We start from the raw sequence: 25041 nt of genomic DNA, 5'->3' as shown, positions 1-25041 counted from the left end.
GCTCCCGGTTCGCGCCCCTCGATGTCGCCGCCCACAAGGCGAGGGCGACCGAGGGCGCGACCGCCCATCATGAGTGATATGCGACACTGAGGTACTGCGAATCCCATTCGTCGGCCTTCTGTAGGCTGGCGATCAGGTGTGCCGGGAAGTCTGGTCGGCCAGGGAGGGAACCGGCCCTGCCTGTACTCCCCGGAGGTCGCATGCGTCGCGTTGCCGAAATCTGGCCGTTCAGGCCCACCATCCACCACTCCCGCACGCTCGCCGAGGCGCTGAGGACGGAGACGGTCGGCGGCGTCATCATGCTGGCCGCCACGGTCGTCGCGCTGATCTGGGCGAATGTGTCCACCGGCTCGTATGAGGCGCTGCGCGAGACGACGTTCGGCCCCGCCTCTCTCCACCTGGACCTCAACCTCCGCGAATGGGTCCAGAACGGCCTGCTCACGATCTTCTTCTTCGTGGCCGGCATCGAGGTCAAGGAGGAGTTCGTCCACGGCGAGCTGTCCAACCTCCGCAAGGCCGCATTGCCCATCCTCGCGTCGATCGCCGGGATGGTCGTCCCCGTGCTGGTCTACCTGGCGGTGAGCTGGGGGGCTCCCGGGGCCGGACAGGGCTGGGCCGTACCCACCGCGACCGACATCGCCTTCGCGCTCGCGGTGCTCGCCGTGACGGCCAGCGCGATGCCCCCGGCGCTACGCGCCTTCCTGCTGACCTGCGCGGTGGTCGACGACCTCGGTGCCATCGCCGTGATCGCCGTCTTCTTCACCAACCACCTCAACCTCCTCGCCCTGGCCGCCGGAATCGCCGTCATCGCCCTGTACGGCCTGCTCCAGGCCAAGCGGGTCCGCGGCCCGTGGATCTATCTCCCCCTCGCCCTGGCCGCCTGGTACCTCGTGGAGATCAGCGGTGTTCACGCGACCGTCGCCGGGGTAGCCCTCGGTCTGATGACCCGTGTGCGTAACGATCCCGGCGAGGAGAACTCCCCCGCCGAACTGGCCGCCCACCGCCTGCGCCCCCTGTCGGCCGGGTTCGTCGTGCCCGTGTTCGCGTTCATGTCCGCCGGGGTGACGCTCGCCCCGGAGGCGCTGGGCACGATGTTCACCGACCGCGTGGTGCTCGGCGTGATCGCAGGGCTGGTCGTCGGTAAGTTCCTCGGCGTCTTCGGCGGGGCGTGGCTGGCCGTACGGCTCGGCCTGGCGAGACTGTCCGAGGAGCTGCACTGGCGGGACATGGCGGCCGTCTCGACGCTGGCCGGGATCGGCTTCACCGTGTCGCTGCTCATCGGCGGCCTGGCATACGGGGACGATCCGGGACGGGTGAACGCGGTGACCACAGGTGTGCTCGCGGCGAGCCTCATCTCGTCGGTCCTGGCGGCGATCCTGCTCCGGCTACGCGTGCGCAAGCGCGCCGGCGCACAGGATGATGATGGACACCGGCGCTCGATAGGAGATCCTTCATGACACACAACCCGGCCGCGGAGCCACTGTCCGCAGAACCACAGGAGGAGTCGCTCGGCCTGCTCGTCGCCAACGCGACCGACCACATCTCCACCCTGGTCCGCGCCGAGATCGAACTGGCCAAGGCCGAGCTGAGGTTCGACGCCAAGCGGGTGGGCACGGCCGCCGGACTCTTCGGCGCCGCCGCGTTCATGGCCCACCTGTGCCTGATCCTGGCCTCCTTCGCCATCGCGTACGGCCTGGTCGCCCTGGGCGTGTGGGACTGGCTCGCCTTCACCATCGTCACGGTGTTCTACCTGGTCGTCGCGGCCCTGCTGGTCCTGTTCGGGGTGCGCAGGCTCAAGGGCCTGACCGGAATGCGACGGACCATGCGCTCGCTCAAGAACCTCAAGGGAGGCGAGCCGGAGACCGGCCTCGCCGCCGCCCCCGCCCCGCAGGGCGCCGGGCAGGTCGGTTCCCACCGCGAACCGGTGAGTCCGGACCAGTGAACGAGCCGGACGAGTCCCTGGTCAGGATCGAGGGCCCGTGGACCCATCGCTCGGTCCACGCGGGGGGCACCCGCTTCCACGTGGTCGAGGCCGGTGAGGGCCCACTCGTCCTGCTGCTGCACGGTTTCCCGCAGTTCTGGTGGACCTGGCGCCACCAGCTCGTCTCACTGCCCGCCGCGGGCTACCGCGCCGTCGCCGTCGACCTGCGGGGGTACGGCGCCAGCGACAAGCCACCACGTGGCTACGACCTGCCGACCCTGGCCGGTGACGCGGCCGGGCTGATCAGGGCTCTCGGCGAGAGCGGCGCGACCGTCGTCGGTCACGACTGGGGCGGGCTGCTGGGCTGGACCATGGCCGTCCGGGACCCGAAGTCGGTCCTGAGGCTGGTCCCGGTCGCGGCGCCGCACCCGCTCAGGCTCCGCTCCGCCCTGCTGACCGGTTCCCTCCGCCAGATCAGGGCGAGCGCCTACGCGCTGGGCTTCCAGCTGCCCTTCCTGCCGGAGTGGCGGCTCACCGCGAAGGACGGCGCGCTGGTCGGGCGGATGCTCGACGAGTGGTCGGGGCCCGGCTGGCCGGAGGCCGAGGTCGCACGGACCTACCGCGAGGCGTTCCGCATCCCGACCGTGGCGCACTGCGCGCTGGAGTACCACCGGTGGTTCGCCCGCTCCCAGCTCCGTCCCGACGGCCTGCGCTACGCCAGGATCATGCGCGGTGAGGTCCACGCGCCCACGCTCCAGGTCCACGGCGCGCTCGATCCGCACACCCTGCCGCGTACCGCCCAGGGATCGAGTCGCCACGTGACCGGGTCCTACCGGTGGCGGCTGATCGAGGGGGCCGGGCACTTCCCGCACGAGGAACGGCCAGAGGAGTTCGACGCCGAACTCCTGTCCTGGCTCGCGGACGCGGATCTCGACCGATGACGGACCATCCGATCCCCAGAGACCGCGACCCCGAGGGCAGGCCGCGCAACCGCCGCCCCAGGGACGCCTTCGGCCGTCCCCTGCCGCACGACGCGCAGGGTGTGGAGCGTGTCCCCGACGACTACGCGCCGGACGCCGCCGAGGCGCTCCACGAGGCACGCAGGCTGCTCGGCGAGGGCAGGCCCTTCCACGCGCACGAGGTGCTCGAAGGCCGCTGGAAGACCTCCCCTCAGGAGGAACGCGAGCTGTGGCAGGGCCTGGCGCAGATCTGCGTCGGGCTCACCCACCTCCAGCGAGGCAACCCCCGCGGCGCCGCCGCCCTGTTCACCCGTGGAGCCACCAGAATCTCCCCGTACGGCCCGCCATACAAAAAACTAGCCCAAGCAGCCCAATCCCTAGCAGAAACCCCAAAAACCCCAGAAGAGGCCATAAGCACCATCAAGCACCTTCTCTGACCCGGCTTAGGAAACTCTCGGTGCCAGGAGTGAAGGGTTCGGGGTACCGGCGCTAAGTGTGAGGGGTTTCGGTTCGGGCGCGCCGGCGCTTGGACTGAGGAGTGAGGGAGCGAAGCGGACGAACGACGAGGGAAAGCGTTGGCCTGAGGCGCCCGAACCCGCGACGCCGCCAGGCGTCGCAAAGAGACACGGCTTGGGCGCGTCGGTGCTTGGACTGAGGAACGCAGGAGCGAAGCGACGCAGAGACGAGGGAAAGCACCGACCCGAAGCGCCCAAGCCCGCGACGCCGCCAGGCGTCGCAAAAAGACACAGCCAGGCGGAGCAAAGAGACTCAGCCGTTACGGTCGCACTCCTGGGTGCTGACCTGGTTGAACAGCTTGGAGCCGTCCTCGGCGTCCGGGGAGACCTCGGCCGCCGTCAGTGCGAAGCCGGTCTCCTGTTGGTCGAGGGCCGCCGCGAAGACGACCCCGTACACCCGGCCGTCGGGGGTGAGCAGCGGGCCGCCCGAGTTGCCCTGGATGACCGAGCCGCGGATGGAGTAGATGTCGCGGACGACGGTCTTGCGCTCGTAGATGTCGGGGCCCTTGGCACGCTGTTTCACCCTGATGCGGGCCTCGGCGAGGGTGAAGCCCTGACCGTGGGGGAAGCCCGCGATGATGGCGTCGTCGCCCATCGTCGCGGTGCCGTCGAAGCGCAGCACCGGCATGTTGAGGCCGGGGACGTACAGGACGGCGATGTCCCGGTCGGGGTTGTAGAGCACGACCCTGGCCGGGTGGTTGTTGTTGAGGTAGTCGGTGACCTCCAGCTCCTGGTCGACCCCGGCGACCACGTGGGCGTTGGTCATCACCCTGTTCTGCGAGAAGACGAACCCGGTGCCCTCGATGTGCCTGCGGCAGCTGGTGGCCACGCCCTGGACCTTGACGATGCCCCGGCGGGCCCGCTTGAGCTGGACTCCCTTGGCCACGCTCTGGTCCGGGGGCGGGACCTCGACGAGCTGGTTGCCGCCGATGGCGCCGAACACCTTCGGGAAGCCCGAGGTGTCGATGAAGCGCTTGAACGGCTTCTGGAAGTCCTTGGCCGCGGGAGGCAACGCCTGGTCGACCGTACTGATCAGCAGAGAGCCGTTGATCTGCTCGCTGAGCAGCGTGAACGGCGAGGAGGCGATCAGTGAGCCGATCAGCCAGGCGATGACCAGCACGGAGAAGGCGCTGGCGAAGGTGCCGCCGACCGCGTCGACCACCTTGGCCGGTTCCCAGGTGACGTGACTGCGGACCACCGCGCCGATCGTGGAGGAGGCGAACTGCCCGATCGTCGCGGCGAGGAAGACGATGACGATGGCGAGCAGCGCCCGCTCGGTGTCGCCGTCGACTATGGCCCCGGCGATGGGAGGGGCGATGAACATGCCCAGCAGGGCACCGCCGACGAATCCGATGAAGCTGAGGGACCCGATGATGAACCCCTGACGGTACCCCGACACCGCGAAGGCCACCATAAGGGCGATCAGGATAAGGTCGAGGAGATCACCACGCACCCCTTAACGGTATCCAGCCCTTGGCCCGCGCGTGCACCCCTTGCCGGAGGTCCCGGCCGTTATCGTGGGCCGTATGGCAACGATCGGGGGGTCGCCGGCTGTGGAAACGCTCATCGAGACCGCGCTGCGGGACAGGGACCAGGACGGCACGATCCGCTGGAAAGCCATCGCCATGCTGCACGAACGGGGCGATCTGGAGACCTTCACCGCGGCCAGACGACTGTGCGCGGGCAACACGGCCACCGAGCGGATGCTCGGGGTGGACATCCTCGGCAGATTGCCGTTCGTCGACCGAAGTCTGCCGGTTCTGCGCTTCCTGGCCGCCGCCGAGGACGACTGCATGGTGCTCTACTCGGTGCTGATCGCCTTCGGTCACCTACGGGACGGCCGCGCGCTGCCCTCGGTGGTCACGCTGAGCGAGCACGAGGACTCCAGGGTCAGGTACGGCGTCGCCCACGCACTCCCGAAGATCATCGGTGCTCCGCCGGACCCGGCGGGCCTGGCCGTACTCGAACGGTTGACCGGGGACCCCTGCGAGGACGTGGCCGAGTGGGCGCGTCTCGGGCTGGCCCTGTCCACCGGGCGTGAGATCGAGGGGGGCGGCTGGGAGGGGTCAGCGGGCGGCGAGGTTGACGACGTCGGGAGGCATGTCCTCGACCCGTGACCTGTCCCAGGGGCGTTCGAAGGCGGAGCCGGCGAGCACCCCGTCGAGCACCCCGGCGGTGAAGCCCCACACCAGCAGCCCGCGGACCCGGAAGGCCGGGCCGGCGAAGCCGCTCGGGTGACGCAGGGTGACGCGGTTGGCCGGGTCGGTCAGTTCGGACAGCGGGACCCGTTCCACCGACTCGACCTCGTTCGGCGAGGCCGCGTGCACCACGGAGGGGGTGTGCCACCAGCCGACGACGGGGGTGACCCGGTTGTCGCTGCGCCAGATGTACAGCTCGGGCATGGTGCCGACGACGTGGACGCCCGCCGGGTCGAGCCCGGTCTCCTCGCGGGCCTCACGCAGCGCCGCGGCGACCGGACCGCCGTCGTCCGGGTCGATCCCGCCGCCGGGGAAGGCGGGCTGTCCCGCGTGTCTGCGCCCGCGTGAGCTGCGCTGGATCAGGAGCACGTCGGGGCCGAGCGGCCCCTCGCCGAACAGCATGAGCACCGCGGCGTGACGGCCGCCGGTCTCCGGCGGGCGCATGGCCAGGGGAACCGGTTTCCTCGCGACCCGTTCGGCGAGCGTCTCCAACCAGCCGGGCACTTCCACGGGCACACCTCCGGTCTGTTCCGGTCTCTGCAACACGCCGTACGGCCTCGTGCTTCCCGACGATCCGGTCATGTCAGGGAAGAGGGCCGGAACGGACCAGTTTCGCGGCCTCGACGGGGTCGGTCGGGCCGGTGCCGTACGAGGGACAGAGGGCGACCAGGGGGCAGGCGCCGCAGGCGGGTTTGCGGGCGTGGCAGACGCGGCGGCCGTGCCAGATCAGGCGGTGGGAGGCCATCGTCCACTCCCGCTTCGGGATGAGCTCGCCGACGATGTGCTCGATCTTGACGGGGTCGGTCTCCTCGGTCCATCCGAAGCGCCGCACGAGCCGCTGGAAGTGGGTGTCCACGGTCAGGCCCGTCACCCCGAACGGTTCTCCCGTCTTGGGGTCACGCGCGTTCCCGAGGACCACGTTGGCCGTTTTGCGGCCCACACCGGGCAGGGTGACCATCTGTTCGAGGGTCCTGGGCACCTCGCCGCCGAATTCGTCGCGCAGCGCGATCGACAGTCCGATGATCGACTTCGTCTTGGCCCGGAAGAACCCGGTGGACTTGATGATCTCCTCGACGTCCTCCGGGTCGGCCGCCGCGAGGTCCTCGGGGGTCGGATACTTCGCGAAGAGCGTGGGCGTCACCATGTTCACGCGGACGTCGGTCGTCTGCGCCGACATGACCGTGGCGATCAGGAGCTCGAACGGGCTGTTGAAGTCGAGCTCACAGTGGGCGTCGGGGTAGGTCTCCATGAGCACCCGGTCCATCCGCCGGGCCCTGCGCACCAGGCCGAGCCGGGTCTCGTTCTTGAATCGTCTCGTCCTCTGCCCAGGGGTCAACTGCGTCGCCATGGCCTCAAGCGTAGGTGGTGTCCGGCCCTGCGGCCTCGGAGATTCCCGTTAACCGGCGGAGAGGTCGGCCGCCTTCAGGAGCACGGTTGAGCGGTTGCCGACACGGAAGGAGACCCGTGGGCGCGCGACGTCCCCGACCGGGACCCGGCGCCCCTTGGCCGTGACCGCGATGACCGATCCGCCGCCGAGGACGGAGGCCAGGGAACCCAGCATCTCCGGCACCCCGGTGCCGCCGATCCAGCTGGTCTGCTCCTCGTAGGGGACGTCGGTGATCACGATGTCGGGCGCGGCCGTGGAGACGACGGCAGCGAGCTCGGCCGGCCGGAACACGTCCGCCCGGCTGACCGTGGTGGGCAGCGCCCCACCCTCCCTGGTGAGCCGTCCGCCCAGGCGCCGCGCGCTCGCCGCCGCGTCCAGGTAGCCGGGCTTGCCGAAGCGTCCGGCTCGCTCCTCAAGCACCCTCGCCCGGCGTTCCATGGCCTCAGGATCGACCAGGGCCAGATTCTCCCGGGCGAGCACCAGCGCGTTCTCCGCGACGTCCGAGGCGACCAGCGAGGAGACCTCACGCCGGTGCAGCAGCCCGAGAACGGTGAGCAGATAGCCGCTCCCGCAGCAGGGGTCCCAGATCACCGCCGGGGCGTCACCGCCGCGCAGTTCCAGGGCGCGCAGGAAGATCTCCGAGACCAACCTGACGGGAAAGGCCGGGAATCCCGGGGCCGAGCGCAGGACGGTGCCGCTCGCGAGATCCGTGTAGTCGTCCTTGGCGACCACATGACGGTAGCCCGTCACTCCCGCCCCCTTCTCCGACGCCTTTCCGCTGAGAGCACAGGCGGTCTCACGTCAGTCCCTGGCCGTGGGGAACCCGCGCTGCCGGGCGGCCTCGTAGAGCATCAGGGTCCCCGCGGAGGCCGCGTTGAGTGAGCTGGCGGCACCCCCGATCGGAATCCTGACGATCTCGTCGCAGGCCTCGCGCCAGCGGGCGCTCATCCCGACGGTCTCGTTGCCCACCACCAGCAGGACCGGGCCCGTCAGGTCACAGTCCTGTACGGAGGTCCCGCCGGTCTCGTCGGTCCCGACGATCTTGACCGGGGTGCCCCGCCCGCGCAGGGACTCCACCCATTCGAGCACCTCGTTGACGCCGGGAGCCCTGACCACCGGCAGCCTGAAGATCGATCCTGTGCTGGCGCGCACGGTCTTCGGGTCGTAGACGTCCGCGGCGTGGCCGGTGATGATCATCCCCGAGGCGCCGAACGCGTCCGCTGAACGGGTCAGCGTCCCGATGTTGCCCGGGCTCGTCGGACGGTCGAAGGCAACTCCCAGCAGGTCGTGCCCCTGGGGCAGGCGCCCCAGGTCGTCCGGCCGCAGCGCGCCGACGGCCACGAGCTCCGGCGCCGCCGACTCTCGTTCTCCGAGTTCGAGCAGCAGTTCCGGGGCCACCGGCACCGAACGGACCCCGCTGTCACGGATGAGGCCCTCCGCCCACGCCGACAGGTGCTGACCGTGTGGGTAGAGCAGACAGCGCAGCGGCCAGCCGTGCTCGACCGCGAGCGTGATCGGGCGGACCCCGTGGATGAGGAACTCGCCGAGCTTCTGCCGCTTGTTCCGGTTGGTCAGCAACGCCTGCCACGTCTGGAACCGGTCGCCGCGGCTGTGCACCCCCACGGCGCCGCTCGCCGGACGCGTGCCCCGGCCCGCGCGGGCACCGTGGTTACGCGATCCGTCACGTTGTCTGTCACCCGGCATGGGCAGGAGCCTACCGGCCCTCACTCCACGCGATTCGCGGACGACACCTGGGTGCCGAGCAGGTCGAGAAGCCGGGCGACGGGGATGGCGGGGGAGCGGCGCCCCTCACGGCCGATCATGGTCTCGGCGCCCAGGAGGGCGTTGAGCACGGCCTCCTCGACGGCCTCGACGACGGCCTCGTAGAAGACGTCGAGCCGGCTCCACGGGATGAACCGCATGCTCTCGTAGACCGGTTCCTCCCCGGGGAAGCCCGAGGTCAGCGCGCCGGGGTTGCCGGTCGAGAAGGCCAGGAAGATGTCTCCGGAGAAGTGCGAGCCGGTGGTCCCGGTACGGGCGAGGCCCAGCGGGACCCTGCGGGCCAGCGCGGTGCACTGCAGCGGCAGCAGCGGCGCGTCCGTGGCGACGACGACGATGACGGAGCCCGCCCCCGCCGGGGAGTCGTGCCCGTCCATGGGGTCGTCGTCCGTGAGCGACCTGCCGACGGGCACGCCGCAGACGGTCAGTTCCTTGCGGGCGCCGAAGTTGGCCTGGAGGAACGCCCCGACCGTGTAGGTGTCGGCCCCGTAGTCGACCAGCCGGGAGGAGGTGCCGTTGCCGCCCTTGAAGCCGTAGCAGTTCATCCCGGTGCCGCCGCCGACCGAGCCCTCGGCGACCGGTCCCGGGCGGGCCGCGTCGATGGCGGCCACGGCGTGCTCGGGCCGTACGTGGGGGCCGTTGATGTCGTTGAGGTAGCCGTCCCAGGTCTCGGCGACCACGGGCAGCAGCCACTCGGCGGCGACCTCGGGCTTCTCACGGGCCACCCAGTCGATGACCCCGCGGTGGCAGGTGCCGACGGCGTGGGTGTTGGTGATGAGCACGGGCAGCCGCAGGGAACCGGTCTCGCTGAGCCAGGAGGTGCCCGTCATCTCGCCGTTGCCGTTGAGCGAGAACCACCCCGCCGCGCACGGCACCTCGAAGTCCGCGCGCCCGCGTGGCAGCAGCGCGGTCACGCCGGTGCGGACCGACTCCCCCTCGATCAGCGTGGTGTGGCCGACCTCGACCCCGGGAACGTCGGTGATCGCGTTGTCCGGCCCCGTACGGCCCGGCAGCGGCAGGCCGAGTTCGCGCGCCCGTGTCATCGTTCTTCAGGTCCTTCCAGGTTCTCCAGGTCGCAGCCGGTGACGTCGGCGGCGTAGGTCAGCAGCAGGCGCTCGGCCTGCCCGGCGTCGAGGGTGGGTACGGCCTGCGTGACGTGCAGGCCGAGGCCGTCCTCAAGCATGACGAGGTTGCGGGCGAGGGTGGCGGCGTCACGGGTCAGCGTGAAGACCCCCGTCGCGGCCCCGGCCTCCAGGATGGAGGCGTACAGGGTGACCTGCCGTTCGCACAGGCGGATGTGCTGGGCGGAGTAGGCGGGGTCCCTGCGGGCATAGGTGCCCAGCTCGTACAGCAGGACGCACAGTTCGTCGTCGCTGCCGGCCGGCAGGCCCGCGCGGATCATGCCGAGCAGCCTGCGTCTGGGGTCGGGTTCCTCGGAGGCCGCCCGTTCCCGTTCGACGCAGAAACGCTCGACCGCCTCGTGCTGCACCTCCTTCAGCAGGTCGGTCAGCGCCGGGAAGTAGTACAGGACCGATCCTGCCGACATGTCCGCCTGCTCGGCGACGTCCCGCAGACGCAGGTCGACGACGCCGTGCCGCAGCACCGCCCGGCGGGCGGCGGCGACGAGCTCGGCGCGCTTCTCGTGTGCTCGGCTGGGTCGTGCCATGCCGGTGATTCTCTAGACATCGGTCAAAGAACGCAACCGGGGAAGGTGAAACGGAGCTTTTACACGGAGGTGTATTGACGTACATCTCACAGAGTTCTTTGATGCATGTTCAAAGAACCACGCCTGAGGAGGCGCCGTGACCCCCCACGACACGAGCCCGTCCACCCCCACACCGCCACCCTCCCCGACCGGCTCCCACCCCCACCTGCACCGGGGCCTGAAACTGCTGGGCACCCTGTTCATCACCCTGTCGGCGATCTCGCCGGCGTCCTCGGTGTTCATCATCGCCCCGGGTGTCATCGGCCAGGCGGGCTCGGGAGCCTTCACGGCCTTCCTGGTCGCGGGTGTCGTGGGGATCTTCATGGCCTTCGTCTACGCCGAACTCGGCTCGGCCTACCCGCTCAGCGGCGGCGAGTACGCGATCGTGGCCCGTACCTTCGGGCGGCTGCCCGGTTTCGTGGTGCTCGGCCTGTTCATGGTCACCCAGCTGTTGATCATCGCGGTGATCGCGCTCGGCGTCGGCACCTACCTGGCGGTCATCTTCCCCGGCCTGCACGCCCCGACCGTCGCGGCCGTGACCACGGTCGTCGCCACCGTGCTCGCCGTGTTCGACATCAAGCTCAACGCCTGGGTGACCGGTGTCTTCCTGGCCATCGAGATGCTCGCCCTGGTCGTGGTGAGCGCGCTGGGCTTCCTCAACCCCGAGCGCTCCCTGGCCGACCTGGTGCTGCACCCGGTGGCCGCGGGCCAGGACGGCACGGTCGTCGCGGCCTCGGCCGGGGTGATCGGCGCCGCCACCGCGGTGGCCCTGTTCGCCTACAACGGCTACGGCGCCGCCGTCTATCTGGGCGAGGAGACCCAGGACGCCCACCGGGGCATCGCCAAGACGGTCCTGTGGGCCCTGGGCATCACCGTCGCCGCCGAGCTGATCCCGGTGACCGCGGTGCTCATGGGCGCGCCCTCGCTTCCCGGTCTCTTCGGCGCGGACAACATGATGGAGTACTTCATCACCGCACGCGCCGGGACGACGCTGAACAACGTCCTCAGCCTCGCCGTCGCCCTGGCCATCTTCAACGCGGTCCTGGCGATCATCCTCGTCACCGCCCGCATGATCTTCAGCACCGGCCGCGACACCACCTGGCCGTCCCCGGTCAGCAGGGCGCTGGCCTCGATCCACCCCCGCTTCGGCAGCCCGTGGATCGCCACCATCGGGGCCGGGCTCATCGGCGCCGGATTCTGCTACGCCGACGAACGGTTCCTGCTGGTCGTGACCGCGACCACGATCATCGCGATCTACGCGGCGCTGTGCGTCGCGACCCTCACCGGGCGCCGCAACGGCTCGACCTCGCACGCCGCCTACCGGATGCCGTGGTTCCCGGTGGCGCCGGTGCTCGCCCTGCTGGCCATCGGGTACGTCGCCTACCGCAACCTCCTCGACCCCGAGGTCGGGCGGCCGAGCCTCCTCATCACCGTCGGCATCGGGATCGTCTTCGCCGCCTACTACCTGCTGGTCCTGCGCAGACGCGGCGCGTGGGAGCTGCGCGGCGCGGCCGACGACTGACAACGCCTCTGTTAGGGGACCCCGTGCCCGCGGGTGCGGGGTCTGAGAGACGGTCGGGGACGCGGGAGGAGGGACCGACGTCGGGTTCGCCCATCTATATGGGTAGATTTCCGGATGAGCGTGATCCAGCCGTCGAACACGGCGGACCACCGCGAGCCGGGTCCAACCCAGCGGAACCACCGCCGTGGAGTCCCGGCGGCCTTCACGCCGGGCCCCTTGAGAACGACTCGGTGTGATAGGTCACAATAACTGCGTGAGCCGTGAAACAGGAGGCACTGTGAACACCGACGACGTGCTGGCCAAGGCGCCTCTGTTCTCGGCGCTCGACCGTGAGGGCGCCGCCGCGCTGCGTACGAGTGTCTCGGAGGTCGAGCTGTCCAAGGGACAGACCCTCTTCAGCGAGAACGAGACCGGAGACCGCCTCTACGTGGTCCTCGAAGGCAAGATCAAGCTGTCCAGGACCGCCCCCGACGGGCGGGAGAACCTGCTCAGCGTGCTCGGCCCCGGTGAGATGTTCGGCGAGCTCTCGCTGTTCGACCCCCGTCCCCGTACGGCCTCGGCGACGGCGCTGACCGACGTCCGCCTCGCCGGTCTGGGCCACGACGACCTGCGCCCGTGGCTGACCGGCCGCCCCGAGGTCGCCCTGCACCTGCTGCGCGCCCTGGCCCAGCGGCTGCGCCGTACCAACGACGTGCTGGCCGACCTGGTCTTCACCGACGTCCCCGGCCGGGTCGCCAAGGCCCTGCTCGACCTGGCCGAGCGCTTCGGGCAGCGGATCGACGACGGTGTCCGGGTCCACCACGACCTCACCCAGGAGGAGCTGGCCCAGCTGGTCGGCGCCTCCCGCGAGACCGTGAACAAGGCCCTGGCCGACTTCGCCCAGCGCGGCTGGCTGCGCATCGAGGCCAAGGCCGTGGTCATCATGGACCTGGAGCGCCTGCACAACCGCTCGCGCTGACCCTCACTCGCCGAGACCCTCCAGATAGGAGAGCTGGGCGCGGACCGACATCTCCGCGGCCGGCCACAGCGACCTGTCGACCTCCGCGTAGACGACCTCGACGATCTCCCTCGCCGTCGTCGCCCCCTGCCGCCTGGCCCGCCTGATCTGGTCGAGCCGCCGCCTGCGGTGCGCGACGTAGCCGTCGAGCGCGCCGACCGGGTCGGGCAGCACCGGGCCGTGTCCCGGCAGCAGCGCCCGCGCCCCGACCTTCTCGACCGTCGCCCGCAGATGGTCGAGGGAGCGCAGATAGTCTCCGAGGTCCCCGTCCGGGGCGATCACGGTCGTCCCCCTGCCCAGCACGGTGTCCCCGGTGAGCACGGCCCCGTCCTGCGGCAGCCAGAAGCACAGCGAGTCGAACGAGTGGCCCGGAGTGCCGACGACGTGCAGTTCGAGGTCGCCGACCGTGATCACGTCTCCGTCGCCGAGCCCCTCCGTGCCGAGACGGTGCCGGGGGTCGAGGGCCCTGACCGGGGCTCCGACCAGCTCGGCGAACCTCCTGGCACCGCCGCTGTGGTCGTCGTGACCGTGGGTCAGCAGGACCGCCCGCACCCGGCGCTCCCCGAGGTGGGCGGCGACCCGCCGCAGATGGGCCTCGTCCTCGGGGCCGGGATCGACGACGAGTGCCTCCTCCCCGACGCCGACCACCCAGGTGTTGGTGCCCTCCAGGGTCATCGCGGAGGGGTTGGGGGCCAGGATCGCGAACGCGTTGGCGGTTCCCGACCCGTCAGGACCGTCCAGGGGGATCCGCAGCCCGCTCATCCCACACCGGGTCCGTAGTCGTCGTCGAGCACGATCCGCATCTCCCCGTCGACCTCGGCGATACCGGGCATGTAGCTCACGATCTCACGTTCGGCCGCCAGGACGCCGGCCACGGCCGGGTGCGCGGAGACCTCCCGCAGCGTGCGGTAGGTCGGGGGCATCAGCCTGATCAGCCCCCGCCGCGCCTGGTCCAGCGCGTCGGCCGGCCGTACCCAGATGACCTTGTCGGCCTCGCCGCCGACGTCGCGGGTGCGCTGGCCCGGCGGGAGCGCGGCGACGAAGAAGCGGGTGTCGAAGCGCCTCGGCTCGGCCACGGGGGTGATCCAGTGCCCCCAGGGACGCAGCAGGTCGGCGCGCAGCACCAGGGACCGCCTGGCCAGGAAGTCGGTGAAGGACAGACTCCTGTCGATCAGGGCGAGCCGGTCGGCCTCCCAGTCGTCCCCGGTGGTGTCGGCCACCACCTCCCGCGCCGAGGGACCGGCGAGCAGCACGCCCGACTCCTCGAACGTCTCCCTGACCGCCGCGCACACCAGGCCGCGCGCGGTGCCCTCCGACGTGCGGAAGGCCCGCGCCCACTCGGCGGGCGGCGGACCGGCCCAGGCGAGCGCCTGGTCGGCGTCCCGGGGATCGACGGAACCGCCGGGGAAGACGCAGGCGCCCGCGGCGAAGGCCATGCTCGCCGTACGTCTCAGCAGGTAGACCTCGACCCCCTGGCGTGGGTCCTCGCGCAGGAGGACCACGGTCGCGGCGTCCCGGGCCGGGACGGGCTCGGCCCGCCCGGCCAGGATGTCCCGTGCCCGCTCGCCCAGCTCACCGCGGAGCGGAATCCCGCCCATCAGATCCCTCCGGTTTCGGCCCTGTCATCCGGTACGGCTTCCGCCCCGTCACCCGGTCAGACGACCTCGGCGACCAGTTCGACCTCGACCGGGGCGTCCAGCGGCAGTACGGCGACGCCGACCGCGCTGCGGGCGTGCTTGCCCGCGTCCCCGAGGATCTCGGCGAGCAGCTCACTGGCGCCGTTGACCACCTGCGGCTGGCCGGAGAAGGCCGGGTCGCTGGCCACGAAGCCGACGACCTTGACGATCCTGACGATGTTCGACAGGTCGCCGACCACCGACCCGACAGCGGCCAGGGCGTTGAGCGCGCAGGTCCTGGCGAGCTGGTAGGCATCCTCCGGGCTCACCTCGGCGCCGACCTTGCCGGTCGCCAGAAGCTTGCCGTCCACCACCGGGAGCTGGCCCGAGGTGTAGACGTGGTTTCCCGAGCGGACCGCGGGGACGTAGGCCGCCAGCGGTGCGACGACCTTGGGCAGCGTCAGGCCGAGCTCGCTCAGCCGCTCCTCCGGCGTCACTGCTTCGGCCGCTTCAGGTAGGCGACAAGCTGCTCGGGGTTGGGCCCCGGCACGACCTGGACGAGCTCCCAGCCGTCCTGGCCCCAGTTGTCGAGGATCTGCTTGGTCGCGTGCACCAGCAGCGGCACCGTCGAGTACTCCCATTGCGTCATGGGGGACACATTAGCGACAGCCGCCCCGGTGGACGGCCGTCCACCGGCTCCCACCACGTCCGTGTCCCTTTTCGGATGGATCGCCAGTGAGAATCGGCATATTCGTGGGTGGACGGTCCGGGCGAATCGGCAGGGGGCCGTTGGGTAGCCTTCGAAGCGTGAGAGCTCGTGACACCGACTGGGACGGCGTACGCCTCCATGTCGTCACCGGTAAGGGCGGGACCGGCAAGACCACCGTCGCCGCCGCCCTCGCCCTCGCGCTCGCCTCGGGCGGGCGCAGGGTCCTGCTGGTCGAGGTCGAGGGCCGTCAGGGAATCGCACAGGTCTTCGACCTGCCGCCGCTGCCGTACGAGGAGCGGAAGATCGCCGTCGCGCCGGGAGGCGGTGACGTGCACGCGCTGGCCATCGACCCCGAGGAGGCCATGCTCGACTACCTGGAGATGTTCTACGGGATGCGCAGGGCGGGCAAGGCTCTCACCAAGATGGGCGTCGTCGACTTCGCGACCACCATCGCCCCCGGTTTCCGCGACGTCCTGGTCACCGGCAAGACCACCGAGGCCGTACGGCGCAAGGGCAAGGACGGCAGGCGGATCTACGACGCCGTCGTGCTCGACGCCCCGCCGACGGGGCGGGTCGCCCGTTTCCTCAACGTCACCAGCGAGGTCGCCGGGCTCGCGAGGGTCGGGCCGATCAAGAACCACGCCGACCTGGTCAACGGCGTCGTCTCCTCCCCGGAGACCGCGGTGCACTTCGTCACACTTCTTGAGGAGATGCCGGTCCAGGAGACCCTGGACGGGCTCGACGAGCTGCGGGAGGCGGGCCTGCCGCCCGGAGGGATCTTCACGAACATGGTCAGGGAGTCGCTGCTGCCCGCCTCGGTCCTCGACGCCGCGGCCAAGGGCCGCTTCGACCCGGCCGAACTGGCACTCGGGCTGAAGGCCGCCGGGCTCGCCGAGGGCGGCGCGGACGCCGCCGCGGTGGCCGACGCCCTGGCCGAGGAGATCGCCGAGCACGCCCACCGCACCAGGCTCGAACGCCGTGAACGGCGCTCGCTGGACACCTCGGGCAGGCCCCGCTACGAGCTGCCGCTGCTGTCCGACGGGGTCGACCTGGCGGGACTCTACGAACTGGCCGAGTCGATCCACGCGCAGGGAGCGGCATGAACGAGCGGTCCGGCAGGCTCAGGGCGGTCCCGGTCCTCGACCTCGACGCGATCATCGACGACCCGGGCACCAGGATCGTGGTCTGCTGCGGCTCCGGCGGCGTCGGCAAGACCACGACGGCCGCGGCGCTCGGGCTGCGCGCCGCCGAACGCGGCCGATCCGCCGTCGTGCTCACCGTCGACCCCGCCAGGCGGCTGGCCCAGTCCATGGGCCTGACCGAGCTCGACAACACCCCGCGGCCCGTCGCCGGGGTGAAGGGCGAGGGCAGGCTGCACGCCATGATGCTCGACATGAAGCGCACCTTCGACGAGATCATCGAGGCGCACGCCGACCCGGAACGGGCCCGGCAGATCCTGACGAACCCCTTCTACCAGTCTCTCTCGTCGAGTTTCTCCGGCACCCAGGAGTACATGGCGATGGAGAAGCTCGGGCAGCTCCGGCGCTCCGGCGACTGGGACCTGATCATCGTCGACACCCCGCCGTCGCGCTCGGCGCTCGACTTCCTCGACGCCCCGGAACGGCTCGGCCGCTTCCTCGACGGCAGGCTCATCAGGCTGCTCATGGCTCCTGCGAAGGCGGGCGGGCGCAGCGCGTTCAAGCTGCTCAACGCCGGGTTCGGCATCGTGGCGGGCGCCCTGACCAAGCTGCTTGGCGCGCAGGTGCTCAAGGACCTGCAGACGTTCGTCTCGGCCCTCGACGCCGTCTTCGGCGGCTTCAGGGCCAGGGCCGAGCAGACCTACAAGCTCCTGCAGGCTCCGGGGACGGCCTTCGTCGTGGTGGCCGCGCCGGAGCGCGACGCCATGCGGGAGGCCTCCTACTTCGTGGAACGGCTGGCCGAGGAGCGCATGCCGCTGGCCGGTCTGGTGGTGAACCGGGTGCACCGGGCGCCCGCCGCCGTGCTGTCGGCCGCGCGCAGCACCGCCGCGGCCGAGGATCTGGAGACGCGGGGCGAACACGACCTCACCGCCGCCGTCCTGCGCCTGCACGCGGGCCGGATGCAACTGGCCGCGCGTGAGGACCGTGAACAGGAGCACTTCCTGTCGGCGCATCCCACGGTGCCCGTGGCCCGGGTCCCGGCGATGTCGCAGGACGTGCACGACCTGGCGGGTCTGCGCAGGGTCGGTGAACTGCTGACGGCCCAGTAGCGAGGGTTCTCAGGCTCTCGGAGGCCTCTTTCGGGCCTCCGAGAGCCTGACACCCCGCGGTCTTCGGGAACCTGGCATCCCGTCTCCGGGAACCGACGTCCCGCGGACGCGCGGGTACGGCCGGCGCGGTGCGCCAGCCGTACGGGATCTGCGCGAACTCAGCCGGCGATCAGCTCGTTCGTCCGCTCGTACTCCTCCTTGGCCAACTCCAGCAGGTCACGCCAGGAGTCGACGTCCGGTCGCCGGCGTAGCAACGCCCGGCGTTCGCGCTCGGTCATCCCGCCCCACACCCCGAACTCGATGCGATTGTCCAGCGCATCGGCGAGGCACTCGGTCCGGACCGGGCATCCCCGGCAGATCAGCTTCGCCCGGTTCTGGGCAGCGCCCTGAACGAAAAGCGCGTCAGGATCCGCACCCTTACAGGCCGCACGGGAGGTCCAATCCGTGATCCACATTCGACCCCACTCCCCTTAGGTGGTCAGTCGTGACTTGGGGCCGACGGGCGCGGGCGTCGAGCCTCCGTATTCAGTTGCCGCAGAAGGAGAACGTACGCAATCAGACGTTCGGGCCGACAGACCCCGGCGGGACCAATTTCCCGCATGGTCATCGGCGGCCATCTGGCCGGTAATGACTAGTCACCTGCGTCCGATACGGGAGTGAGGCACAGCGAAGTGGTGTTCCGTTACCGTTTGGGCTATCCGTCCGACGTACCCTTGGTGTCGTGCAAGCTCAAGGCAAAGCTCACAGGTCAGTGCTCCGTGGCATGGGCAACGTGGTGCGGTTGCTCGCCGCGGCCACCGTCACTGGCGTGCTGGTCGCCGCCGTGGCGTTCCCCGCGGTCGGCGGGGCGGGGCTGACGGTCAAGTCGGCCACGGAGGAGTTGCACCTGCTCCCCGAGGAGCTGAAGGAACCTCCGCTCGCGGAGAAGACCACCCTGCTCGACGCGAACGGCAAGCAGTTCGCCCAGTTCTACTACGAGAACCGCGAGTCGGTGAAGCTCGACGAGGTCTCCGACATCATGAAGACCGCGATCGTCGCGATCGAGGACTTCCGGTTCTACGAGCACGGCGCGATCGACCCCGAGGGCACACTTCGCGCGGCCATGAAGAACTTCAGCGGGGGCAGCGTCCAGGGTGGTTCCTCGATCACCCAGCAGTACGTCAAGCTCGTGCTGCTCAACGCGGCCGAGACTCCCGAGGAGCAGAACGCCGCGATCGAGCAGACCCTCGAACGCAAGCTGAACGAGCTTCGCTACGCGCTGGCCATCGAGGAGAAGTACACCAAGTCGGAGATCCTTGAGCGCTACCTCAACATCGCCTACTTCGGTGCCGGAGCCCACGGCATCCAGGCCGCGGCCAAGCGCTTCTTCGGCAAGGACGCCTCCAAGCTGAACCTCGTCGAGGCGGCGACGCTGGCCGGAGCCGTGCAGAACCCCAACAGGACCGACCCGAACGTGGGCAAGGCGAGCCGTGAGCGGCTGCTCGAACGGCGCAACATCGTCCTGAACCGGATGGCCGAGCTCGGCAAGATCACGACGCAGGAGGCCGCGGAGGCCAAGGCCAAGAAGCTGGGCTTCAAGGACACCCCGGTCCCCGGCGGCTGCGACGTGAGCTCCTACCCCTACTTCTGCCTCTACGCCCAGAACGAGCTGCTCAACGACGAGTCCTTCGGCAAGACCCCCGAGGAGCGCAAGAGGCTGCTCCAGCGGGGCGGTCTGACGATCAAGACGACGCTCGACCCGAAGATGCAGTCCGCGTCCGAGAAGGCCATCAGGAAGTTCGTCAAGGCCAGCGACAAGCCGGTCGCCGCGCAGGCGATGGTCGTGCCCGGCACCGGCGCCATCAAGGCGATGGCCGCCAGCCGCGACTTCGGGCGCAACAAGAAGAAGAACCAGATGAGCTACAACCTGGCGGGCGACAGCCAGCACGGTGGCGGCACCGGGTTCCAGGCGGGTTCGACGTTCAAGGTCTTCACCCTGCTCACGGCGCTGAACAAGGGCTTCAAGATCAACGACGGTTTCAGCACCGGCGCCGGTTACAGCGCCTCAGGCTATGGCTCCTTCCGCGACTGCAAGGGCAACCCGGTCGGCATCCCCAGCCACACCGTGCAGAACTCCAGCGAGGGCGAGGGCGGCTTCAACACGCTGCTCACCGGCACCCGGAACTCGGTCAACACCTTCTTCATGCGCCTTGAGGAGGAGGTTGGCCTCTGCGACGTGGTCAAGACCGCCAAGAGCCTCGGCATCAAGCGGGCCGACGGCGACAAGCTCAAGGAGGTCGAGACCTTCACCCTCGGCGTCAACGAGATGGACCCGGTGACGGTCGCCGCGGCCTACGCGGGCATCGCCGCGCGTGGCGCCTACTGCAAGCCGATGGCCATCACCGAGATCCGTGACCGCAACAACAAGGCCACGCAGTACAAGCCGAAGTGCCAGCAGGTCCTGGACGAGAAGGTCGCCGACGCCGCCGCGCACATCATGTCCGGGGTGTTCACCAAGGGCACGATGAGCCAGTACGGCGGCATCGGTCGTCCCGCGGCCGGCAAGACCGGCACCACCGACGGCTACACCGCCGCCTGGTTCGCCGGGTTCACCCCCGACCTCGCCTCCTCCGTCAGCCTCGGCGACCCGCGTGGCGCCTTCCAGCACGACCTGACCGGGGTGACCATCGGCGGCACCTACTACCCCTACGTGTACGGCGCCACGATCTCGGGACGGATCTGGAAGTACTCCATGATCGACGCGCTGAAGGGCGTCGACCCGACACCCTTCACCGCGGTGGACAAGGACCGCTTCGGCGGTTGCACCAGGTGCGCCCCCAAGCCGCCGCCGAAGCCGGACAAGCCCGGTGACGGCGGCCCCGACCGGGGCCGTGGCGGCGGCGACCGCCCCGACGACAACGGCACCATCGAGAACGACGGCAACGGCGGCTGGTTCGGCGGCCGGGGCAAGAACAAGAAGGGCGACTCCAACCGTCCCATCGGCCGCTGAGCGGCCCGCACATGGCCGGAGCCCCTCCCCGATCAGGGAGGGGCTCCGGCCATGTCGTGGACTTCCAGGCCCGCCGTACAGCTTCCGTACGGGCCGACGCCCCCAGACCCGCCGACGGCTCTGCACGGGGTGGGCACCGCCCACCAGGACGACTCCCGTACAGGGCCGACGCTCAGCGCGTGCTCCCGGCCCGTGCTCTCAGCGCGCCAGACGGCTCCGTACGGCCTGCGCGACCCTGCCGCCCTCGGCCCGGCCCGCGACCTTGGGGGTCAGGACCTTCATGACCTGCCCCATGGCCTGCGGCCCCGAGGCCCCGCTCTCCGTGACGGCCTCCTCGACCAGCGCCGCGAGCTCCTCGTCGGACAGCTGGGCGGGGAGGTACTCCTCAAGGACGGCCTGCTCGTCCACCTCGGCCTGGGCCTGCTCGGTACGGCCGGCGCCGCTGAACGCCTCCGCCGCCTCACGGCGCTTCTTGGCCTCCTTGGTCAGCACCTTGACGATCTCCTCGTCGGAGAGCTCGCGGGCGGCCTTGCCCGAGACCTCCTCGACGTTCACGGCCGCCAGGGCCATGCGGATCGTACGGGTGCGGACCTCATCCCTGCTCTTCATGGAGGCCGTGAGGTCGGCCTTCAACTTGTCCTTCAATGCGCTCATGCGGTCCATCTTGCCGTCTTAACCGCCTCGTTGTATCGCAGGTTTCCTGCGGGGGGTCGTTCGTCGGGCATGATGAGAAGGTGAGGAAAGCAGCCGCGGTGCCCCTGTCCCTGATCGGTCTCGGCCTGACCGGCCTCGCCTACGCCTCGGTCGTCGAGCGCAACACCTTCCGCCTGCGGCGTTTCGACGTGCCCGTTCTCGAACCCGGCCAGCGGCCCGTGCGTGTCCTGCACCTGTCCGACCTGCACCTCACCCCTGGCAGGCGGATGCTCATCAACTGGGTCCGCTCGCTGGGCACCCTCAAGCCCGACCTGGTGGTCAACACCGGCGACTCCATCGCGCACCCCGACGCCGTCGGCCCCCTCATGCACGCCCTCGAACCACTGTTGTCACGCCCAGGCCTGTTCGTCTACGGCTCCAACGACATGTACGCGCCGATCTTCAAGAACCCCATGCGCTACCTGTGGCGTACCTCGAAGGGCGACCACGGCAGGAAGATCCCCTCCCTGCCCTGGGAGGAGCTGGGCACCGCCATGTCCGACGAGGGCTGGCTGAACATGAACAACACCACCGCCCGTCTCAAGGTCGGTGACCTCGACGTGGCCGTCGGCGGCATCAACGACTCCCACATCAACCTCGACCGCTACGACGAGATCGCCGGACCCGCCCCGGCGGAGGCCGATCTCCGTCTGGGCGTGATGCACTCCCCCGAGCCCCGCAACATGTCCCGCTTCGCCGACGACGGCTACCAGCTGCTGCTCGCGGGCCACACCCACGGCGGCCAGGTCTGCGTGCCGTTCTACGGCGCCCTGGTCACCAACTGCGGCATCGACAGGGCCCGGGTCAAGGGGCTGAGCAGGCACGAGTCCGCCTTCCTCCACGTCTCGGCGGGACTGGGCACCAGCCCCTTCTCCCCCGTGCGTTTCTCCTGTTTCCCCGAGGCCAGCCTGCTGACCCTGGTGCCCCGCCCCAGAGGTGACGCAAGCACGCGCGAAGTCCGCTAGACTTTCCGAAGCACGAGCAAAACGGCGTGCACCGGGGTGTAGCGCAGCTTGGCAGCGCGCTTCGTTCGGGACGAAGAGGTCGTGGGTTCAAATCCCGCCACCCCGACAGTGTTTGGCCAGTTGAAGGGCCACTTCCGATCTACGGAAGTGGCCTTTTCGCTTTTCTGCGTGTCTAAGTGCGCGACTAGGCCTCTGATTCACCTCCGAAAATGCAGTCCATGGCGACGGCCCCGCCCTGGAGAACGGGCCGGATCCGCTTCCGGTAGACGGCCTCCGTCACGGACGTGCCGCTGTGGCCGACCAGCCGGGAGATCTCCTCCAGAGGGATTCCGTTGTCGGAGAGCAGCGAGACGAAGCTGTGCCGAAGCTCCCGGGGCGTCCACTCCCCCGGGTTCACGCCTTCCGCGTCCTTGATGGCGTTCCGGAAGTCGTGCCGGACGTTCGCGGCGTCGAGCGACGTCCCCGCAGCGGAGGCGAACACGAGCCCGATTGCCGACCAGGAGTCGCCCTGATCCTTCCGGTGCTGCTGGAGAACATCCACCCACCGTTTGAGGAGGGCGAGCGTTCGCCGGGACTTCCGGGCCTTGGTGGTCTCCACCGGCCCGTACCGAACGCCAGACGGCCAGGTGCGGCGGCACGGGCGGACGGAACGCGGCTTCCCCGGACGAAGCGCTACGACGACGCCACAGCACTCCTCGCGGTCATGGGGTAGGCGCGACTTCGCCAGCCTGCCCCATCCGACGGTGAACGCTATCTGTGATGCGTCGTGCGGCCTCCTGAGCTGGGCCCTCTCAAGCCGTGCAGCTGCAGGAGACGGTCGGCTCACCGGCTGAAGGCCGCTGGCGTTCACCGCGGCGTCCTGCGAGTGTTCGCCGAAGCGTTCACGCTGCTGCTGCCCGTGTTCGGGGTCTGGCGTTCACGGCGTTCGCGGACCAGCGCATCAGCCCGTTCACGGGCGTGGCGCTCCTGCTGTTCGCGCGTCTGGTGTTCACGCTCGGCGTGCTCGCGCTGTTCGCGTTCACGGCGCTCACGATCAGCCTGCTCCTGCTGTTCACGGGGCGTTTCGTCTCATGGTGACGTCGCTGCTCCAGCGTGGCGCACCTGGCGTTCGCGGCATTCGTGAACACGCTGCCGCTCGGCTTCGGCGTACCGTTCACGTCTGATCCGATCGAGCGCCCTGGCGGTAAGCGAGACCAGCCTTAGCCGTCACGTTCGGCGGCGGCTGGGCGACCACGTGAACAGCAGCCCCGGCAAGAGAGGATGGATTCGCAGGTGTAGGCGGGAGCGTCGCCGCGTGCGCAGCAGTGGCGGTGAAGGCACGGGCGGCCTGTCACCGGCTTTCGTTCTGATGGTCCTCACGGGTGACGCCGGTGGTTCACCCGTTTTCGCCTCGCCCTATCTCCCGGGAACTCAGGATCTCCTTGCCGACGGTTCGCAGTCACCAGTCCCAGCCGCACTGGTGTCACGACAATAGGCCAGTCACTCAAAGTGCCTTAACGAATACACCGGGTGAGGATAATGGGGGTTCGGAGTCCACGATCGAGAGAAGGCCTACATGCGTTCCCTTGCCCTGTTTGCGGTCCTCGCCGCCGGTGCCACTCTCGCCACCGCCACGCCCGCTGCGGCCCACACCCTTCGCGCCCCTGACCCACGTTGCCCCGACGACGCGGTCTGCTTCTGGACCCATCCCGGGTTCGACGGCGACCGGCAGGTCGTCCGCCCCGCCCCCGGGCCGCGCCCGTGCGTTCCCACGCCCGACACCCACGCGGAATCCGCCGTCAACAACACCCGCTTCTCACGACTGCTGTACGTCGACCCCGACTGCGCCAGCCGGCCTGTCGCGTTCATCCCGGCGGGCGGGAGCAGGCCCTTCCTTGATCCCCCCATCGCCGCCTGGCGGTGACCCGCCGCTTGGTCGGCTGCGCTCTGCTCGGCGGGCCGGTATCGGGCGCTGGGGCAAGGCTCGTGCAACCAGGTACACGCGATTGCATTGACCAGGTCGTCGGGCTGAACCAACGAGCAGAAATTCTGACTCTGTCCCGTTTCCCAGGGCGGCCCGTTTCCCCCGTATTCCGGCGACACCTCCAAAAGTGCCCCGTACAGCCCACGCACCCCCAACTCGACCGGCCCTCGTTCGGGGCGTGACCCCGTAACCCCCCGTGACCCTCTGGCGGAACAGGGGTGAAAGGGCCTCAGGAGGCTGGTGGCGGGGGTGGGGTGTGACCCGCACACCGGGTCACACCCTTCCTGTTCGTGCTGGTCAAGGGGGTCACAGGGGGCCACACCGGGGTGTGCGGGTCACACCCGGGGGTGTGACCCCCTCCCACGGCCCCGGCCAAGCTGAGGACTCGTCGCGCGGGCGGCGTGCGCAACGGGCGGAGGCCGGGTCGCGCGGCTGCGCGTACGGGGAGCCTCCCGCCCCGTCGATGATCTTGTCACGGGTGGCTGTCACGGCATGTCACGCCGACGGGTGTCACGGTGTCACACCCCCGCTGACCTGTAACTCCCATCCCCAGCCCCTCCCCGTGACAACCCCCGTGACACAGAGCGGCTCCAACCCCCTCCCGGCCGCCCCTCCGAACGGGGCGGGGGAAGCGGCCACAGGGGTGTCTGACGCCTGACGCCCGTCTGACACGGGCGCTGTTTCCCCGGGTAGCACGCGCACGCGCCCGCGAGAGCGTCTGACACTCTCTGGCGGCCCGCCTGACGCCTGCCCTGGCGCCCGTCTGACGGTCCGGCGGTACTGGCCCGAACGGCGTCCCTGGGGAGCCTCCTTGAGGGTGTGTTCATGATCGTGTGGCACCCCTGGGGGTGCCAGGGGCGGGGGTTGGGGGAGGG

27 protein-coding genes and 1 tRNA gene are annotated in these 25041 nt (G+C 70.0%); 14 read left to right on the top strand and 14 right to left on the bottom strand.

The window, feature by feature from the left end; translation table 11 throughout:
- The first annotated feature begins 200 nt into the window (after nt 1–200).
- Genes nhaA through ABZ470_RS18530 form a run of 4 tightly spaced genes read left to right on the top strand, consistent with a single transcriptional unit; the run spans nt 201 to nt 3317 of the window.
- The gene (gene nhaA, locus ABZ470_RS18545) at nt 201–1457 is read left to right on the top strand and encodes a Na+/H+ antiporter NhaA (RefSeq protein ID WP_352011004.1); all 1257 of its coding nucleotides are present in this window, start codon (nt 201–203) and stop codon (nt 1455–1457) included.
- Nucleotides 1454–1942 (top strand): phage holin family protein, encoded by a 489-nt coding sequence (locus ABZ470_RS18540; protein ID WP_352011005.1) that lies wholly within the window; start codon nt 1454–1456, stop codon nt 1940–1942. Before nhaA ends, ABZ470_RS18540 begins: the two co-directional genes overlap by 4 nt.
- On the top strand, nt 1939–2862 hold the full coding sequence (locus ABZ470_RS18535; protein ID WP_352011006.1) for an alpha/beta hydrolase: 924 nt from the start codon (nt 1939–1941) through the stop codon (nt 2860–2862). The genes ABZ470_RS18540 and ABZ470_RS18535 overlap by 4 nt, the downstream gene beginning before the upstream one ends.
- Nucleotides 2859–3317 (top strand): DUF309 domain-containing protein, encoded by a 459-nt coding sequence (locus ABZ470_RS18530; RefSeq protein WP_362912432.1) that lies wholly within the window; start codon nt 2859–2861, stop codon nt 3315–3317. Before ABZ470_RS18535 ends, ABZ470_RS18530 begins: the two co-directional genes overlap by 4 nt.
- 331 nt (nt 3318–3648) lie before the next feature.
- On the opposite strand, the gene ABZ470_RS18525 is transcribed toward ABZ470_RS18530, so the two are convergent.
- Entirely contained in the window at nt 3649–4848 is a 1200-nt protein-coding gene (locus ABZ470_RS18525) for a MarP family serine protease (protein WP_352011008.1), read from the bottom strand.
- A 73-nt stretch (nt 4849–4921) separates the two neighbouring features.
- Here ABZ470_RS18525 and ABZ470_RS18520 point away from each other — a divergent pair, with 73 nt between their 5' ends.
- On the top strand, nt 4922–5512 hold the full coding sequence (locus tag ABZ470_RS18520) for a HEAT repeat domain-containing protein (RefSeq protein ID WP_362777922.1): 591 nt from the start codon (nt 4922–4924) through the stop codon (nt 5510–5512).
- Here the strand turns inward: ABZ470_RS18520 and ABZ470_RS18515 are convergent.
- The 6 genes from ABZ470_RS18515 to ABZ470_RS18490 all read right to left on the bottom strand — a co-directional run bounded on the left by ABZ470_RS18515 (nt 5462) and on the right by ABZ470_RS18490 (nt 10425).
- Nucleotides 5462–6103, bottom strand: a complete 642-nt coding sequence (locus ABZ470_RS18515) for a CoA pyrophosphatase (RefSeq protein WP_352011010.1) — start codon at nt 6101–6103, stop codon at nt 5462–5464. The genes ABZ470_RS18520 and ABZ470_RS18515 overlap by 51 nt on opposite strands.
- 73 nt (nt 6104–6176) lie before the next feature.
- Complete coding sequence (nth, locus tag ABZ470_RS18510; RefSeq protein ID WP_352011011.1) at nt 6177–6941, bottom strand: endonuclease III; 765 nt, start codon at nt 6939–6941, stop codon at nt 6177–6179.
- 48 nt (nt 6942–6989) lie between these two features.
- Nucleotides 6990–7730: an rRNA methyltransferase gene (locus ABZ470_RS18505; protein ID WP_352011012.1), complete on the bottom strand. Its 741-nt coding sequence runs from the start codon at nt 7728–7730 to the stop codon at nt 6990–6992.
- Between the two features lie 51 nt (nt 7731–7781).
- On the bottom strand, nt 7782–8684 hold the full coding sequence (locus ABZ470_RS18500; RefSeq protein ID WP_362912430.1) for a TrmH family RNA methyltransferase: 903 nt from the start codon (nt 8682–8684) through the stop codon (nt 7782–7784).
- 20 nt (nt 8685–8704) lie between these two features.
- Nucleotides 8705–9802, bottom strand: coding sequence for a P1 family peptidase (locus ABZ470_RS18495; protein WP_362912428.1), 1098 nt, complete (start codon nt 9800–9802; stop codon nt 8705–8707).
- Nucleotides 9799–10425 carry a TetR family transcriptional regulator C-terminal domain-containing protein gene (locus ABZ470_RS18490; protein WP_362912426.1) on the bottom strand — a complete coding sequence of 209 codons (627 nt, stop codon included), beginning with the start codon at nt 10423–10425 and terminating at the stop codon, nt 9799–9801. The genes ABZ470_RS18495 and ABZ470_RS18490 overlap by 4 nt, the downstream gene beginning before the upstream one ends.
- A gap of 136 nt (nt 10426–10561) precedes the next feature.
- Here ABZ470_RS18490 and ABZ470_RS18485 point away from each other — a divergent pair, with 136 nt between their 5' ends.
- Both ABZ470_RS18485 and ABZ470_RS18480 read left to right on the top strand, forming a co-directional pair.
- Nucleotides 10562–11986 (top strand): APC family permease, encoded by a 1425-nt coding sequence (locus tag ABZ470_RS18485; RefSeq protein WP_362912424.1) that lies wholly within the window; start codon nt 10562–10564, stop codon nt 11984–11986.
- A 277-nt stretch (nt 11987–12263) separates the two neighbouring features.
- Nucleotides 12264–12944 (top strand): Crp/Fnr family transcriptional regulator, encoded by a 681-nt coding sequence (locus ABZ470_RS18480; RefSeq protein ID WP_086567499.1) that lies wholly within the window; start codon nt 12264–12266, stop codon nt 12942–12944.
- A gap of 3 nt (nt 12945–12947) precedes the next feature.
- Here the strand turns inward: ABZ470_RS18480 and ABZ470_RS18475 are convergent, their stop codons facing one another.
- The 4 genes from ABZ470_RS18475 to ABZ470_RS18460 are packed head-to-tail and all read right to left on the bottom strand — an operon-like array spanning nt 12948 to nt 15248.
- Nucleotides 12948–13745 carry an MBL fold metallo-hydrolase gene (locus ABZ470_RS18475; RefSeq protein ID WP_362912422.1) on the bottom strand — a complete coding sequence of 266 codons (798 nt, stop codon included), beginning with the start codon at nt 13743–13745 and terminating at the stop codon, nt 12948–12950.
- Nucleotides 13742–14581 carry an NUDIX hydrolase gene (locus tag ABZ470_RS18470; protein ID WP_352011018.1) on the bottom strand — a complete coding sequence of 280 codons (840 nt, stop codon included), beginning with the start codon at nt 14579–14581 and terminating at the stop codon, nt 13742–13744. The genes ABZ470_RS18475 and ABZ470_RS18470 overlap by 4 nt, the downstream gene beginning before the upstream one ends.
- Before the next feature lie 56 nt (nt 14582–14637).
- A complete protein-coding gene (locus tag ABZ470_RS18465) occupies nt 14638–15096 on the bottom strand; it encodes a RidA family protein (protein ID WP_362777909.1) in 459 nt (152 codons plus the stop codon).
- The gene (locus ABZ470_RS18460; protein ID WP_221460272.1) at nt 15093–15248 is read right to left on the bottom strand and encodes a DUF4177 domain-containing protein; all 156 of its coding nucleotides are present in this window, start codon (nt 15246–15248) and stop codon (nt 15093–15095) included. The genes ABZ470_RS18465 and ABZ470_RS18460 overlap by 4 nt, the downstream gene beginning before the upstream one ends.
- Nucleotides 15249–15406: 158 nt before the next feature.
- Here ABZ470_RS18460 and ABZ470_RS18455 point away from each other — a divergent pair, with 158 nt between their 5' ends.
- Together ABZ470_RS18455 and ABZ470_RS18450 are read left to right on the top strand one after the other, a co-directional pair.
- Nucleotides 15407–16411 (top strand): ArsA-related P-loop ATPase, encoded by a 1005-nt coding sequence (locus ABZ470_RS18455; RefSeq protein WP_362777905.1) that lies wholly within the window; start codon nt 15407–15409, stop codon nt 16409–16411.
- A complete protein-coding gene (locus ABZ470_RS18450) occupies nt 16408–17556 on the top strand; it encodes an ArsA family ATPase (RefSeq protein WP_352011021.1) in 1149 nt (382 codons plus the stop codon). Before ABZ470_RS18455 ends, ABZ470_RS18450 begins: the two co-directional genes overlap by 4 nt.
- A 158-nt stretch (nt 17557–17714) precedes the next feature.
- On the opposite strand, the gene ABZ470_RS18445 is transcribed toward ABZ470_RS18450, so the two are convergent.
- The gene (locus tag ABZ470_RS18445) at nt 17715–18011 is read right to left on the bottom strand and encodes a WhiB family transcriptional regulator (protein WP_012887233.1); all 297 of its coding nucleotides are present in this window, start codon (nt 18009–18011) and stop codon (nt 17715–17717) included.
- A 308-nt stretch (nt 18012–18319) separates the two neighbouring features.
- Between ABZ470_RS18445 and ABZ470_RS18440 the strand changes: the two genes are divergently transcribed.
- Nucleotides 18320–20545 (top strand): transglycosylase domain-containing protein, encoded by a 2226-nt coding sequence (locus ABZ470_RS18440; RefSeq protein ID WP_362912420.1) that lies wholly within the window; start codon nt 18320–18322, stop codon nt 20543–20545.
- A 198-nt stretch (nt 20546–20743) separates the two neighbouring features.
- Here ABZ470_RS18440 and ABZ470_RS18435 read toward each other — a convergent pair whose 3' ends face one another.
- A complete protein-coding gene (locus tag ABZ470_RS18435; protein ID WP_352011023.1) occupies nt 20744–21199 on the bottom strand; it encodes a GatB/YqeY domain-containing protein in 456 nt (151 codons plus the stop codon).
- An 80-nt stretch (nt 21200–21279) separates the two neighbouring features.
- Between ABZ470_RS18435 and ABZ470_RS18430 the strand changes: the two genes are divergently transcribed.
- A complete protein-coding gene (locus ABZ470_RS18430; protein WP_362777900.1) occupies nt 21280–22203 on the top strand; it encodes a metallophosphoesterase in 924 nt (307 codons plus the stop codon).
- A gap of 32 nt (nt 22204–22235) precedes the next feature.
- A tRNA-Pro gene (locus ABZ470_RS18425) sits at nt 22236–22309 on the top strand.
- Nucleotides 22310–22387: 78 nt separating this feature from the next.
- Here ABZ470_RS18425 and ABZ470_RS18420 read toward each other — a convergent pair.
- A complete protein-coding gene (locus ABZ470_RS18420; protein WP_362912418.1) occupies nt 22388–22801 on the bottom strand; it encodes a tyrosine-type recombinase/integrase in 414 nt (137 codons plus the stop codon).
- A 200-nt stretch (nt 22802–23001) separates the two neighbouring features.
- Here ABZ470_RS18420 and ABZ470_RS18415 point away from each other — a divergent pair, with 200 nt between their 5' ends.
- Nucleotides 23002–23280 carry a hypothetical protein gene (locus tag ABZ470_RS18415; RefSeq protein WP_362912416.1) on the top strand — a complete coding sequence of 93 codons (279 nt, stop codon included), beginning with the start codon at nt 23002–23004 and terminating at the stop codon, nt 23278–23280.
- Nucleotides 23281–23758: 478 nt separating this feature from the next.
- On the top strand, nt 23759–24106 hold the full coding sequence (locus ABZ470_RS18410) for a peptidase inhibitor family I36 protein (protein WP_362912414.1): 348 nt from the start codon (nt 23759–23761) through the stop codon (nt 24104–24106).
- The last annotated feature ends 935 nt before the right edge of the window (nt 24107–25041 follow it).

The sequence above is a fragment of the Streptosporangium sp. NPDC020072 genome, assembly GCF_040631445.1.
GTDB lineage: Bacteria > Actinomycetota > Actinomycetes > Streptosporangiales > Streptosporangiaceae > Streptosporangium.
Note: the sequence above shows the minus strand (reverse complement) of the source record. Positions and strands in the feature narration are given on the sequence as shown.